The organism is Lysinibacillus sp. CTST325, from assembly GCF_054665055.1.
The window spans coordinates 25017-38494 of sequence record NZ_BAAFHO010000012.1; the positions used below are offsets into that span (position 1 = coordinate 25017).

General features: G+C 37.4%; 14 protein-coding genes. 8 read left to right on the forward strand and 6 right to left on the reverse strand.

What is annotated here, in order from left to right:
- Positions 1-2 precede the first annotated feature (2 nt).
- On the forward strand, positions 3-476 hold the full coding sequence (gene trmL / locus ACYQ73_RS21315) for a tRNA (uridine(34)/cytosine(34)/5-carboxymethylaminomethyluridine(34)-2'-O)-methyltransferase TrmL (RefSeq protein WP_460014294.1): 474 nt from the start codon (positions 3-5) through the stop codon (positions 474-476).
- Positions 477-549: 73 nt separating this feature from the next.
- Here trmL and ACYQ73_RS21320 read toward each other — a convergent pair whose 3' ends face one another.
- Both ACYQ73_RS21320 and ACYQ73_RS21325 read right to left on the reverse strand, forming a co-directional pair.
- Entirely contained in the window at positions 550-690 is a 141-nt protein-coding gene (locus tag ACYQ73_RS21320; protein ID WP_460014295.1) for a hypothetical protein, read from the reverse strand.
- Positions 691-737: 47 nt separating this feature from the next.
- Entirely contained in the window at positions 738-1583 is an 846-nt protein-coding gene (locus tag ACYQ73_RS21325) for a VOC family protein (protein WP_460014296.1), read from the reverse strand.
- Positions 1584-2342: 759 nt separating this feature from the next.
- On the opposite strand from ACYQ73_RS21325, the gene ACYQ73_RS21330 reads away from it, so the two are divergent.
- Entirely contained in the window at positions 2343-2519 is a 177-nt protein-coding gene (locus ACYQ73_RS21330) for a hypothetical protein (RefSeq protein WP_274067474.1), read from the forward strand.
- Positions 2520-2603: 84 nt separating this feature from the next.
- The gene (locus tag ACYQ73_RS21335; protein WP_460014297.1) at positions 2604-3434 is read left to right on the forward strand and encodes an aldo/keto reductase; all 831 of its coding nucleotides are present in this window, start codon (positions 2604-2606) and stop codon (positions 3432-3434) included.
- Positions 3435-3485: 51 nt separating this feature from the next.
- Here the strand turns inward: ACYQ73_RS21335 and ACYQ73_RS21340 are convergent, their stop codons facing one another.
- Positions 3486-5660 carry a 5'-nucleotidase C-terminal domain-containing protein gene (locus ACYQ73_RS21340; RefSeq protein ID WP_460014298.1) on the reverse strand — a complete coding sequence of 725 codons (2175 nt, stop codon included), beginning with the start codon at positions 5658-5660 and terminating at the stop codon, positions 3486-3488.
- A gap of 276 nt (positions 5661-5936) precedes the next feature.
- Between ACYQ73_RS21340 and ACYQ73_RS21345 the strand changes: the two genes are divergently transcribed.
- Positions 5937-6410 (forward strand): hypothetical protein, encoded by a 474-nt coding sequence (locus ACYQ73_RS21345; protein ID WP_460014299.1) that lies wholly within the window; start codon positions 5937-5939, stop codon positions 6408-6410.
- Here ACYQ73_RS21345 and ACYQ73_RS21350 read toward each other — a convergent pair.
- Both ACYQ73_RS21350 and ACYQ73_RS21355 read right to left on the reverse strand, forming a co-directional pair.
- Positions 6401-7240 (reverse strand): RluA family pseudouridine synthase, encoded by an 840-nt coding sequence (locus tag ACYQ73_RS21350; protein ID WP_460014300.1) that lies wholly within the window; start codon positions 7238-7240, stop codon positions 6401-6403. The two genes, ACYQ73_RS21345 and ACYQ73_RS21350, sit on opposite strands and share 10 nt — an antisense overlap.
- A 55-nt stretch (positions 7241-7295) precedes the next feature.
- Positions 7296-7721, reverse strand: a complete 426-nt coding sequence (locus ACYQ73_RS21355; RefSeq protein ID WP_370080976.1) for a disulfide oxidoreductase — start codon at positions 7719-7721, stop codon at positions 7296-7298.
- Between the two features lie 228 nt (positions 7722-7949).
- On the opposite strand from ACYQ73_RS21355, the gene ACYQ73_RS21360 reads away from it, so the two are divergent.
- Together ACYQ73_RS21360 and ACYQ73_RS21365 are read left to right on the forward strand one after the other, a co-directional pair.
- Positions 7950-9065, forward strand: a complete 1116-nt coding sequence (locus tag ACYQ73_RS21360) for a GAF domain-containing sensor histidine kinase (protein ID WP_460014301.1) — start codon at positions 7950-7952, stop codon at positions 9063-9065.
- Positions 9066-9076: 11 nt separating this feature from the next.
- Positions 9077-9724, forward strand: a complete 648-nt coding sequence (locus ACYQ73_RS21365) for a response regulator (RefSeq protein WP_460014302.1) — start codon at positions 9077-9079, stop codon at positions 9722-9724.
- 78 nt (positions 9725-9802) lie between these two features.
- On the opposite strand, the gene ACYQ73_RS21370 is transcribed toward ACYQ73_RS21365, so the two are convergent.
- Complete coding sequence (locus ACYQ73_RS21370; protein ID WP_460014303.1) at positions 9803-10921, reverse strand: response regulator; 1119 nt, start codon at positions 10919-10921, stop codon at positions 9803-9805.
- Positions 10922-11528: 607 nt separating this feature from the next.
- Here ACYQ73_RS21370 and ACYQ73_RS21375 point away from each other — a divergent pair.
- Together ACYQ73_RS21375 and ACYQ73_RS21380 are read left to right on the forward strand one after the other, a co-directional pair.
- Positions 11529-12449: a helix-turn-helix transcriptional regulator gene (locus ACYQ73_RS21375; protein ID WP_460014304.1), complete on the forward strand. Its 921-nt coding sequence runs from the start codon at positions 11529-11531 to the stop codon at positions 12447-12449.
- Positions 12450-12530: 81 nt separating this feature from the next.
- Positions 12531-13271 carry an effector binding domain-containing protein gene (locus ACYQ73_RS21380; protein ID WP_460014305.1) on the forward strand — a complete coding sequence of 247 codons (741 nt, stop codon included), beginning with the start codon at positions 12531-12533 and terminating at the stop codon, positions 13269-13271.
- The last annotated feature ends 207 nt before the right edge of the window (positions 13272-13478 follow it).

The following is a 13478-nucleotide window of genomic DNA, read 5'->3' on the forward strand; positions in this document are numbered from 1 at the left end:
TTATGCCATTGCATATCGTTTTATATCAACCAGAAATTCCAGCAAATACAGGAAATATTGCACGTACATGTGCTGGCACAAATACCTCACTACATTTAATTCGTCCTCTTGGCTTTTCTACAGACGATAAAATGCTAAAACGTGCCGGCTTAGATTATTGGCATAGTGTCAATGTCGTGTATCACGATTCGCTAGAGGATTTTTTAGAGGCATCCAAAAATGGCGACGTTTATTTAATTGAGACCTATAGTGAAGAACCATTTACGACACATGATTTTAGTGATAAAGATCGAGATATTTACTTCATGTTTGGCAAAGAAACGACTGGCCTGCCAAAGGATTTTGCGTATGAGCGTCGAGCTATGTGCTTACGAATTCCACAGAGTGAGCATGTTCGTTCACTCAATCTATCGAATACAGCAGCAATAGTTATTTATGAGGCATTACGTCAACAAGGATATCCAGGGTTACATTAAAAAGGCAGTTCTCCTATAGCGGAGAACTGCTTTTGCTTTTTTGTTAGACGTGAAGGGATTTGAAAAGGGATGGTTAGAACTTCGCAAGCGATGGAAAGACCCGGACGTCAAGCGACGGATATACCCCCGTAAGAGACGGAAAGAACCAGTCAAGCGACGGATAGCCCGACAAGCGACAGAAAGAGCCCGACAAGCGACGGATAAAACCTCGCAAGCGACGGATCCATCCCTCACCTCGAGGGATAGTACGTCACATCACTCTTAAAATTTCAATAAAACAACGATACCTGATGGATCCTCTGTTTGGAAGCCACCATCTATATCAATAACAGGTGCACCAATTGCACGAAGATTTTCTTTCATTGCTGCTGCTTGCTCTTCATTATCTAGACGGAGTGAAAATGTTTGTAAGCCAACCTGATTTTTACCAAGCTTTGGTGCGTTTTCAGAGTGCCAAGTGTTTAAACCGATATGATGGTGATAGCGGCCAGTTGAGATGAATAAAGCTTGTGCTCCATAGCGAGTGACAATCTCAAATCCTAATCCTTTTGTATAAAACTCCTCTGCGGCAGCTAAATTAGAAACTGATAAATGAATATGTCCCATAACCGTATCAGCTGGTAGCCCATCCCATCTGCCATCGCCTTCCTCTAATATAGAATGGATTTTAAGAGGTTCAGTCACCATATGCACTTGGTCGAAATGCCAAGTCCATTCATTTTCAGGGCGATCCGCATAAACCTCAATACCATTATTATCAGGATCATTTAAATAAAGTGCTTCACTTACATCATGATCAGATGCTCCGAAGTACACGCCCTTGTTATGGAAATGAGTAATAATATTTGCTAAATCACGACGAGTAGGCAATAAAATTGCAAAGTGATAAAGTCCAGTTGTTAAGCTCGTTTTTTCTTCTACTGTTTCAGGTTGGACGATTGTCAGTAATGCTGTTTTGCCATCAGCTGTTAGAGTCGCTCTATGAGATTCCTGATGTAAAACTTTAAAGCCAATAACCTCCTGATAATAAGTTAATGAACGTTGTAAATCGCTCACTTTAATTTCAACATTAGTGACATATGTGTTAGGTTTTTCATGAAAATGCATAGTAAACTACCTCCGAATATAAGTTATTATTAATTATCAACTTACTTTATGTAAGTAAGTTTATTTTATAAAGTACAGAATGTCAAGTAATTATATTGTTCCAAAAAATAAGAGAAGTAACCGAAGCGGCTCATCGGGCTCTCCAGGAAAGCACTCAGTCGTAACGGAAATCAATTTCACGTAATGGAAAAGGTTATACAAGTGAATTTTCTAATAAATTTTGATCCATTATCGGAAGGTTGGAATGTCATTTTGAAAAATGTATGTCATATGAATAAGTTGATTGTAGTGGAGACTGAGTGACTCCTCGGGGATCAGCGTCACAGATGAGACCCTAGAGCGCAAGCGAAGCGGCTCATCGGACGCCCCTAGGAAAGCACTCAGTTGTAACGGAAATCAACTTCTCACTTTGCCGAAGAGCCAAACTTTATTTAAGAGGGCACCTTATTTCATCACAATAGTTTTTCAACAACAAAAAAATCACTAAGCATATATTCATGCTTAGTGATTTTCTTGAGGTATTACTTCTCTGATCTGTAGTCGCCTTCGTAACCAGCAGTGAAAATAGCAGCTAAGAACGCAACAGTTACACCAATAATTAAAATTAAACTCATGGAAGAACCCTCCTCATGTTTATAAAGAAATCTCTTTTTAGTATAGCCTATCTACTTTAAAAATGAAACGACATAGCGGAATAAAATATGTCAGAAATGGTTCAGAAATAACTATTTCGGGAAAACTATAGGAGAGGTGATAATAATGGAAAAAAAGGTTCCGAATATCGAAAACGGTACAATGGCTAGAAACTTTAAAGATTTACAGGATTTAGGGAAGCAGATGGAGCATTTGCGTGATGGTCTAGAGCTAGTAGAAGACAATCGAATTCCAGATCCTATTCAAGTAGATGATTATAAAGAGGAAGCGAAAGATCAATAAGACATTACCCCGAAAATTTTCCTTATATTTCTTAAAACCAATTTTTTGTATAATGGAACTAGGAAAAGAAAGGGGTTGTTATTTTTGAATTTACAATCAACAAAAACATTAGCAAACGGTGTGGAAATGCCTCGCTTTGGCTTAGGCGTTTATAAAATGACAGAGCGTGATGAGACTTTGCAGGCTATTGATAAAGCTCTTAAATTTGGCTACCGAGCTATTGATACGGCTTCTCTTTATGGTAATGAGGCTGAGGTGGGCGAAGCTATTCGTCATTCAGGCGTTAAACGTGAGGATATTTTTGTGACGACAAAGGTTTGGAATAATGACCAAGGCTATGATGAAACATTACGAGCTTTTGAAGTTTCATTGAAAAAGTTAAATATGGACTATTTAGATTTATATTTAACGCATTGGGCAGTACCCGAAACATTTGAAGAAACGTATAGAGTAATTGAACGTTTATATGATGAAAAATTAATTCGTGCAACAGGTGTCTCAAATCACCATGAGCATCATCTACAAAAGCTTTTAGCTAAAGCAAATATAGCACCAATGGTCAATCAAGTAGAGGTGCATCCATATTTACAGCAAGAAGCTTTACGAACATTTTGTAGTGAGCATGGAATTGCTGTTACGGCATGGTCTCCATTAGGTCGTGGTGGAGTACTTGATAATCCAACGATTATGGAAATTGGTCGTGAAATAGGGAAGACAGCTGCTCAAGTAGTACTGCGTTGGCATTTACAAAATGATACACTTATTATTCCGAAGTCTGTGACACCTAGTCGTATTGAGGAAAATGCACAGATTTTTGATTTTGAACTAACGCTAGCTCAAATGGATAAAATAGCTACGTTAAATCGTAATGAACGATTTGGACAAGACCCAGATAACTTTAAATTTAATTTTTAGTGCAATAGAAATCCCGCTCTCTAATTTGAGAAGCGGGATTTTGTAAACATATTATTTAGATTCTTTTACAAAAGGAATATAGTTAGAAAGCATTTTAGCCATATGCGCACGTGTCGCGTTGTTACCAGGCATAAATTTACCGTTTACGCCGCTAACAATCTTTAAGTCTTTCATAAGTGCGATAGCATTTTGTGTTTCAGCGTTGTATTGAGAAATATCACTGAAATCAGCTTTTAAACCAGTTTTTGCATCGTGTTGTAGGTTGTATGCACGAGCAAACATTAAGGAAAGTTGAGCACGAGTTACTTTTGTATTAGGATTGAATTTACCATTCACGCCTTTTACAATTCCTGCTTCAGCAAGTGCTGTAATTTCTTTTTGTGTTGCAGGATTTACATTCGCAAGATCAGAGAATGTTGCTTGACCTTTTGCTTCAAGCTTTAAGGCACGTGCGATAAATGATGCAGCTTGTGCACGAGTTAGGTTTGCGTTTGGTGAATATGTTGTTGCTGAAGTACCTTTTGTTAAATCACGGTAATAAAGATCACGAACAAAGCCAGCTGTTTCTGAACCTTTTGCGATATCTTTAAATGGAATTGTTGCGATAATACGTCCTTCTACTTTTGAATCAACTTTTTTCAATGTATCTAAGTGTTCGATAAACATTTCATAGTCAATCGTACCAGGTTCACTTACACGACCGTCCTCATAAACTTTCTTCAGTGTATCGTAGCCGTCGCCACCTTTAGCAGTAAATGTATTTGTTGCCGCTTTATAATAGGCTGCTTTATCTAGCTCTTTACCATTTAATTTAATAGATTTTACACGTTTACCAGATGGTGCTTTACCGTCAAATTCTACTTGTAAACCAGAGAAGTGTAAGAAGCCACCGAATTCTTGCGGGAATTCTTTCACACTATGTTCAGCAATTTCATAGATTTCAGCACCTTTTAATTTTACGATGCCAAGAGCATTACCGAATGGCATAACTGTCATAACTTCGCCTACAGTGATATCACCTGCATCAATGCTTGCGCGGATACCACCACCATTTTGGAATGCAAATTGTACTTCTGGGTCAATTTTCTTTGCGCCAGCAAGCATACCATCAGTAATTAAGTTACCAAGGTTTGTTTCTCCAGCACGTACGCCCCAAAGACCACGACCACCATTTAGAGGTGACACAGCTGTATTGCCTGTTGATTGATTTAATATTTTTGAAATTTTCTCTTTATATGGAGCTAAAAGTGCTGTAGCTTCAGGATCTGCTTCTACAGGTTTTTCTTTATCATTTAAAGCATGTAACTGACCGAAATAGTCAACAACGGCACCGTTATCGTCGAATGTTAAATCTACTTCACCTAAATTTTCGCTATATTGACCTGTTTGAACGATAATTGTAGGGTTCTTAAATGGTGTTTCAGCTTTCACAGGCTTGTCTAATTTTGTATGTGTATGACCACCTACGATTACATCAATGCCTTCTACAGCTTTCGCTAGTAATTGGTCATTATCCCAATCAGCGGAGTCATCGAAGCCTATATGAGTAACTGCAATAATTTTGTTAACACCTTGCTTTTCAAATTCTGCTACCGCTTTTTTCGCAGAGTCGATATAGTTTGCAAACTGAACGTTAGCAACGCTTGAAATCGTAGGTGTTTCTTCTGTTGTTAAGCTGAAAATACCTACTTGTTGTCCATCGATTTCTTTAATAATACCGTCATAAATTTTACCGTTTTCAAAGTCTTTTGTGACTGTTTTAAATTGTAAGCCATTGAATAAAGAATCTTTTGAGAAATCTAGGTTGGACCCTAGTAATGGGAAATCTGCGCCCTTAACGAATTTAGCAAGTGCAGCATGTCCTTCTGGGCTTGATCCTAAATCGAACTCATGGTTACCAAAAGTCATGGCATCATAACCCATTAAGTTCATTAACTTCATATCAGCTTCTCCGACAAATTCGTTAAAGTATAAAGTACCAGAGAAAACATCACCAGCGTCTAAAAGAAGTGAGTTTGCATTTGCAGCACGAAGTTCTTTTACTTTTGTTGCGCGCTTTGGAGCGTCTTCAACGTGTGCATGCGTGTCATTTGAGTGTAGAATTGTTAATTTAAAATCATCTTTCTTAGCTGTTGGTGTTGCTTCCGCTGCATGTGCGGCAAAACCTGGTGTAGCTAGTAAACTAGCAGCTAGAGTTGTTGCTGCAATACTTTTAACCCATTTCATCAATAAATTCCCCCTCATAATATGTCAGATGACTGACAATTTACTCTATTCTATCATGAAAAAAAACCACCGTCATTACCAATAATGGTAATGTATAATAAATTTACTGTAAAAAATAGATGAATGAAATGTTAAATATTATATTTATACTTTTTTAGAATTATAAGGATCATCACAAAAAATTGGGTATGACATTTATTGAAACATATTCTATGTATATAAGTTGATAGGAGTGGAGGCTGGGAGACTCCTTTGGGGATTAGCAATAGAGGAACGATGGCTAAAAGCATCACGTCCTGTGATAACGCCTTCGTGACCAACATCGGTGCTGCTGCCGCTTCGCTTTCGCGCAAAAAACATCGGTGCTGCTGTCGCTTTGCTTTCGCGCAAAAAACATCGGTGCTGCTGCCGCTTCGCTTTCGCGCAAAAAACATCGGTGCTGCTGCCGCTTCGCTTTTGCGCAAAAAACATCTGTTGGCCCGAGAACCTGCAGCGAAGCGAATGTTTTCTGTACGGAAGCGCAGCTACAGCAACAACAACAACAAAAGCGGCTCATCGGACGCCCCCAGGAAAGCGCCCCAACCGGAACGAAAATCAACCCCACGTTATGGAGATGAGCTAATTATAAGTAAAGGAATATTACTTTTCTCGAAGATACAATGTCTTGCAAATTTAAGCATACAAAAACTGCACCTCGAATTGTTAGCTTATGTGCAACAATTCGAAGTGCAGTACGATAATTACTGCTGATCCTTTACAACGATCACCTTATTTAAAAATGGATGCTCGAATTCCAATTGAATAGCATGGAGCTCATAGTCGCCACTTGCGGTTTCTCTTGCTCCATACATTGTATCTCCAATAATCGGATGACCGATATGTGCTAAATGTACGCGAATTTGATGTGTTCTTCCTGTTTCAAGAATTAGATGGACAACACAAGAGCTTTTATAGCGCGCTACAACTTCGTAGTGTGTAACCGCATGCTGTCCAGTTTTTGAAACGACACGTCTTGTTGCATGATGTCGGTCTTTTCCAATTCCTTCAGAAATCGTGCCAGATGTAGAGCGTAAATTCCCTTGCACCTCTGCAGCGTATGTTCGAATAATGGATTTTTCCTCAATCATACGGTCAAAGATTGATTTTGCTAAAGGATGCTTTGCTACAAGTAACAAACCTTGTGTCCCTTTATCTAAACGATGGACATGCTCCGCATAAGTACCACCTTGCTCTTTAATATGAGCCATAACATGATTCATACAAGTGTGAGTATCACGTGCATCATTTGGATGTGTCGACATGCCTTTTGGTTTAGAAACGATCAAACAATGGTCATCCTCATAGACGACATCAATTGCACAAACTGGTGTCGGTTGATAATTGGATGCCGGAATAGGGAATGTAAATTTTATTGTTGTGCCTACTTGGAGTGGATCATTCCACTGAATAGGCTCTCCGTCCATTGCTGTGACAGCCTTCGCCATTCGTAATTCATGGACTAGCTTTTTACCTAGTCTCCAATGATTGCGTAATAGATCCTCGACTGTCAAATTATTCGTATTTATTTCATAGTGAAACATACATCTTCCTCCGTAGAAAAGACCGTATTCCAAAATGTAGAACACGGTCTCATAATTATTTTGCTGTTTTAGCAGCCTTCATTACATAAAAGCTTGCCCCTGCAATTAAAATAAATGCAGTTAGCGCTAAAAATGGGATTGTGATAAAACCTAACCAGTTAATATATTGACCAGTACATGAAACAAGACCACAAGATGGTGCAGTATCAGCTAAAAAACTTAGCTTTTGAATACCGTAATGGTAAAGTGATATACTGCCTCCCATAATGGCAAAAACAGCTGTTGTTACAGCAATACGTGCATTTTTTTGAATAAAGGCAATCGTTGTCATAATGACAATTGGATACATGAAAATTCGTTGGTACCAACACATTTTACAAGGTTCATAATGACGAATTTCAGAAAAGTATAAGGAACCAAGTGTTGCAACGACAGAGACAATCCAAATAAATAATAAGCCATTCTCCACTTTTTTAGACATAAAATTCTCTCCTTAGTATAACCATGTACTTGTTCGATTATAGTTGTTCTAGTTTTATATGTAAATTAACTTACCCAAAATAAGGTATATTTTTATCTATGCCGAGGCATAATTGCGTCCGGAAAGAAGCTGAAAAATTTCAGTCTAAAGTATGAACGGCTGAGGCAGACGTTCCAGACTTTGAAATGTTATCATTAAAATTAGTAATGCCAAAGAAGAGGTGTTTTTGTGAGGGACAATGATCATTCCAATATTGGTATTTTAAAAGAGATTGCAGAGTTATTAAACGAGGAAACTGAAATTGTGTCGATGCTAAAGGGAGCACTTGTGAAATTTTTAAATGGCACAAATTTTGAAACGGGCTGGATTTTTTTTATCGATGAAAAAGGGCGCTCAGAGCTTGTCGTCCATGTCAATTTACCAGAGGCACTGGAGTATAGAAATTGCCATTACTTAGAAAAAGGGGGCTGTTGGTGCGTTTCCCGCTATCGTAATGAGGAATTAAAAAAAGCCTCTAATATTATTGAATGTCAACGTATTGAAAGTGCCATTGCAGCAAATGTTGGCGATCACGAAGGCATCACACATCATGCGACAGTACCGCTTCAATCTGGACAAGAGCGTTTTGGTGTCTTAAATGTTGCATCGAAGGACACCGTGCGTTTTTCAGAGGAAGAGCTAGCTTTACTTGAATCGGTTGCATTTCAGATGGGATCAGCTATTAAGCGTATTTTGCTGACAAAGCAGGAGCAGGAAATGGCACTTGTGAAGGAGCGCAATCGTCTAGCTCGAGATTTACATGATTCCGTGAATCAGCTACTTTTTTCGGTTACATTAACGGCGAGAGCTGGTATCGAAATGACAAATGACTGTGATGTGAAGGAAACGTTTAAGGAGATTCAGCACTTAACACAGGATGCCTTAACAGAAATGCGTGCTCTTATTTGGCAGCTCCGTCCAAAAGGATTAGAAAATGGTTTACTTGAAGCGATAAAAGTGTATGCTGAAATGCTTGGCCTGAAGCTTCATGTAACGGTCTCAGGTGTACTGCAATTCCCATCACGTATCGAAGAAACATTATTTCGGGTAGCCCAAGAAGCACTTAATAATGTTCGTCGTCATGCTGGTGTGCTGGAGGCTGCACTTTATATTACGGTTACTTCTACAGATATTTTACTTGTTATTCGTGATGAGGGACGAGGCTTCGTCATTGATCATAACACGAAGCTACTATCGATAGGCTTGCAATCCATAAAGGATCGTGCAAAATCAGTTGGTGGCAAAGCTGACTGGGTTAGTGAAATTGGCAAAGGAACAGAGTTGTTAATCCGCTTGCCATATTAGGGGGGAAGAGTATGATACGTGTTTTAATCGCAGATGACCATCATGTAGTGCGTCGTGGGTTATTATTTTTCTTAAAAACACAGAAAGATATAGAAGTTGTAGGAGAAGCGAAAAATGGACTAGAGGCAGTAGCTTTAGCGGAAAGTATACAGCCAGATATTATACTCATGGACTTGGTAATGCCTGAGATGGATGGGATTCAGGCAACGAAGCGTATTAAAGCTAAGTTTCCACAAATAGAAATTTTAATGCTGACAAGCTTTTCAGATCGTGATCATGTAGTGCCAGCAATGGAGGCAGGAGCTGCAGGCTATCAGTTGAAAGATATTGAACCTGATGAGTTGGTATTGTCCATTCGTCGTATTATGAGAGGCGAAAATACAATACATCCAGATGCAACAACAACTCTTGAAATGGACCGCCAAGAATCAAATAATGCACCTCATGTTTTAAACCCACTAACACCTCGTGAACAGGATGTGCTTTCAGAGCTTACAAAAGGGAAAAGTAATCGAGAAATTGCGTCCTCTTTATTCGTTACAGAAAAAACGGTGAAAACTCATATTTCTAATATTTTCACAAAGCTACAAGTGCAGGATCGTACGCAGGCGGCTCTTTACGCTGTGAAGCACGGGCTAACAGAGGGTAGCGGTGTATAAAATATAAAAAAACAAGTAAAACGACGAGTTCCTACAAATTGTAGTAGCCCGTCGTTTTTTAATGAATGAATCCTTTATTTATTTTTGAACAAAGACATTGTTAGAAATATCAATTAACGTAGAGCTTGGCGAAATCGATAGGTCATCTTTTAGCTTCTGTTCATAAGCGAGGAATACTTTGTTTGCCTGTTCATGAAACCCCGCATTTATTAAAATGTGTAAATAGTGCTCAAGTTTTTGTTCATTATATGGATCAAACTCTAATAGTCTATTTAAAAAATTTAATGCCTTATCAATATCCGTTAGTAAAGTTGCTTGAAAACCTTTTTCTAATAAATCTATGTATGATTTCGTCAGCTTATCTTTATAGGCAGTAGCCCACTCATAATCATCATAAATGAGGAGTCCATTTTTATAAATTGAGAGACATTGATTGATCAATGAAATTGGTGGGAATTCTAACTTCGTGAAATCCTCATAATATCTATGAAAGTCATATAAATCACAAAGGATGTTCGGTTTCTCGAAGATATAGTATTTGTTTGAAAAGATAATACAGTTTGCATAACCTATATTATTTAAGGTTTTTCTTAAATAAGAAAGAGCGGTATGAAGATTCGATTTTGCTCGTACATAGTCTAAATCAGGCCATAGAATTTCAATTAAATAATCCCGATGAATAGGAATGTTTGAATGTAATATGAAATATACAAATAACTCCTTTGTTTTCTCAGTTTTGAAGGCAACTAAGCTGTTGTTGCTATATGCGGCAAATTGATTAAAGCATTGTACGTTTAACATAGTTTTCGAAGCTTTTTTAATCATTTGCTGAATGGAATATTCATGCTCAATACGAGAAATAGTTTTTTCTAAGCGAGCATGACTAATTGGTTTAAGTACGTAGTCAAGACCTCCGATTTCATATGCTTGTAAAGCGAATTCTTTATATGAAGTTATAAAAATAACACTAACATGTGGACGATCAGTTTTGATCATATCAGCTAATTCAAGCCCAGTTAGTTCATTCAGCCTTGCCTCTAAAAAAATGACGTCAAATTCTATTATTGGAAGCTCATTTAAAAATACTTCTACACTTGTAAAAGTTTGAATTACCTGTATTTGTTGAAATGCTTGTAATTTATTTTGAAAATAGTGTAAAGCTAAAGGTTCATTGTCTATTAAAACGGCTCGAATCACATCAAAATCTCCTTTTTACAATTAAATTGAAAACCATTAAACTCTAGTTTGTTGTTTTGAAAATGCTTTTCGAATATAGGGTGGGCACTAAAAAGTAAATTCCACATAAAATTAAAAATTTGACACCATAATTTATCTCTTTGTATTCCATAAGTTAGTGTCGGGTCTCCTCATAGGCTATCTCTTCATACAAGATTTATCTGCTTAGCTTTTTCTCGATGATGGCTTGTACTCCGTGCTAAACCTTTATACATAGAAATTTGGACTTCCACAAATAGTTACTATAAAGTTTTCTACTTCAGAGTTTTCAGCGTCCCTATATAGAGGATAAAAATTTTATATGTTGTGTTAAGAGAATTGAAATAATTAAGCGTTTATTGTTAAAAACAACGGAGTTATAGTAGAGATTAAAAGTACCTTAGTTGTTTTTTTCTTATATTGTAAAAATAGTATAATGAATGTAATAATTTATTAGGCGTTATTATAGTGCATTTGACTTAAATAAAACTCAAAAAGTACTTAAAAAATACTTAAAGTAGATAGGGAATTAGTAGGTAAAGCGTAATTAGCGTAGGATAATTAGGATTTATAATAAAGGAGTACAAATATGAAATTAGAGCGTCTTTTAACGATGATAATGATTTTAATAAATCGTAAAAAAGTGACAGCCCAGGAGCTTGCCGATTTATTTAATGTGTCAGTTCGTACTATTTATCGAGACATTGAAACGCTGAGCTGTGCTGGGGTTCCTGTTATTAGCCAGCAGGGGGTTAATGGTGGAATTAGTTTAATTGATGGCTATCGTGTGGATAAGCAGGTGCTGACGAAGGAGGAGCTTACTTCACTTTCTATTGCCATTAAAAGTGCGCTGACAACATACGAGGATTCACATGCTGAAGCAGTACTTGAAAAATTAACAGGTGTCGCTGATGAGAAAGTTAAACAATCTATCGATCAATTATTTATAGACCTTAGTCCTTGGGGGCCAAATGTTATTTTTAAGGAACAGATTACGTTATTAAAAAATGCGATTGAACATGAGCATTGTATCAGCTTTACGTATTCTACTACACATGGTTGTATGACAAGACGACTAGTAGAGCCACACACTTTAGTACAAAAGGGGAAAGTTTGGTATGTTTACGGCTATTGCACATTGAGAAAGGACTTTCGCTTATTTAAAATTTCTAGAATGAAGGATATAAAAGAAGATGTGACGACATTCCAGCGCAAAGAAGTCAACTTGTCTGAACTCCCATGGGACAAAGAGTGGCATCGCCCTCAAAATATCGTAAACCTTACGTTATCTTTCGATTCTTCAATAACGACCTTAGTAGAAGAATCATTTGGCGCGGAACATGTAGATAATGAGAGCTCAACTATTAACATTGCATTGCCTGAGGATGAATGGTTATACGGCTTTCTTCTTAGCTTTGGTCATCGTCTAAAAGTTTTAGAACCACCTCATATAAGTGAGATTGTGCTAAAACGGGCGCAGGAAATTGTTGAGTTGTATAAAAATGATTAACTTCTACCTAATAGATGACATACAGATGTCAGGTTTCCTTTGTTATAGTCAAAACAAATTGAACGAAGGGTGGATTTAATGATGCAAAGTTATTGTCAAAGCTGTGGAATGCCATTAGTGGATGAGGCTTTACTTGGTACAGAAAAAGAAGGACACAAAAGTCAGGATTACTGCACATATTGTTATGAATTAGGAGAGTTGAAGCAGCCAAATCTAACAGTTCAAGAAATGGTTGAAATTTGTGTGCCGCATTTAAAGGAAGATGGCATGAGGGAAGAAGAAGCACGCCAAATGTTGACTTCTTTTTTACCAAGCTTAAAGAGATGGAGAAAGCATGACATACAAGAACCAGTTGTGAACAATAAAGAATCATTTCAAATCGTTGGAATTTCATCACGAACAAGCAACGCGAATGAAATTACCTCACAAGCAAAAATCCCACAATTATGGACGAACTTTTATCAACAAGATGTAACGGGACAAATAGCTAATGCAGTAAATCAAGTAACATATGGTCTGTATTCTGACTACGAAACAGATGTTAATGGAGAGTATTCAATTACACTTGGAGTGGAAGTAGTAGCTACCGACGAAATTCCTGAAGGTATGGTCGTAAAAACAGTACCAGCTGCAAAATATTTAATTTTTACTTCTGACAAAGGTCCATTTGAAGAAGTTGTCGTAAAAGCTTGGCAGGATGTCTGGGCCTGGTTCGCAAGCTCAGATGTAGAGCGAGCATACACAGGTGACTTTGAAATGTATGATGAACGATGTGCCAATCCACAAGAAGCTCAGGTCGATATTTATATTGCAATTAAATAATTAAACAAATTAAGCTTCCTGTCTATAATGGATAGGAGGCTTATTTGTTAGGGATTTTTTACATTAAAATAAATGTGAAAGCATACATTTCTATACTTATGTACTGTATAATAAAAAAGAATATTCTGACGTTTGTTGGGTGAATAGTACAACTGTAATTAATCCTCATGATGGTGACAAATTGTTTATTACTGTAGGGAGGGAGTA

What these genes read in the sequence shown, in the direction of transcription:
- trmL (WP_460014294.1), top strand. Translation starts at nt 3, where the DNA reads ATGCCATTGCATATCGTTTTATATCAACCAGAAATTCCAGCAAATACA.
- ACYQ73_RS21325 (WP_460014296.1), bottom strand. Translation starts at nt 1,583, where the DNA reads ATGCATTTTCATGAAAAACCTAACACATATGTCACTAATGTTGAAATT.
- ACYQ73_RS21330 (WP_274067474.1), top strand. Translation starts at nt 2,343, where the DNA reads ATGGAAAAAAAGGTTCCGAATATCGAAAACGGTACAATGGCTAGAAAC.
- ACYQ73_RS21340 (WP_460014298.1), bottom strand. Translation starts at nt 5,660, where the DNA reads ATGAAATGGGTTAAAAGTATTGCAGCAACAACTCTAGCTGCTAGTTTA.
- ACYQ73_RS21345 (WP_460014299.1), top strand. Translation starts at nt 5,937, where the DNA reads ATGGCTAAAAGCATCACGTCCTGTGATAACGCCTTCGTGACCAACATC.
- ACYQ73_RS21350 (WP_460014300.1), bottom strand. Translation starts at nt 7,240, where the DNA reads ATGTTTCACTATGAAATAAATACGAATAATTTGACAGTCGAGGATCTA.
- ACYQ73_RS21355 (WP_370080976.1), bottom strand. Translation starts at nt 7,721, where the DNA reads ATGTCTAAAAAAGTGGAGAATGGCTTATTATTTATTTGGATTGTCTCT.
- ACYQ73_RS21365 (WP_460014302.1), top strand. Translation starts at nt 9,077, where the DNA reads ATGATACGTGTTTTAATCGCAGATGACCATCATGTAGTGCGTCGTGGG.
- ACYQ73_RS21375 (WP_460014304.1), top strand. Translation starts at nt 11,529, where the DNA reads ATGAAATTAGAGCGTCTTTTAACGATGATAATGATTTTAATAAATCGT.
- ACYQ73_RS21380 (WP_460014305.1), top strand. Translation starts at nt 12,531, where the DNA reads ATGCAAAGTTATTGTCAAAGCTGTGGAATGCCATTAGTGGATGAGGCT.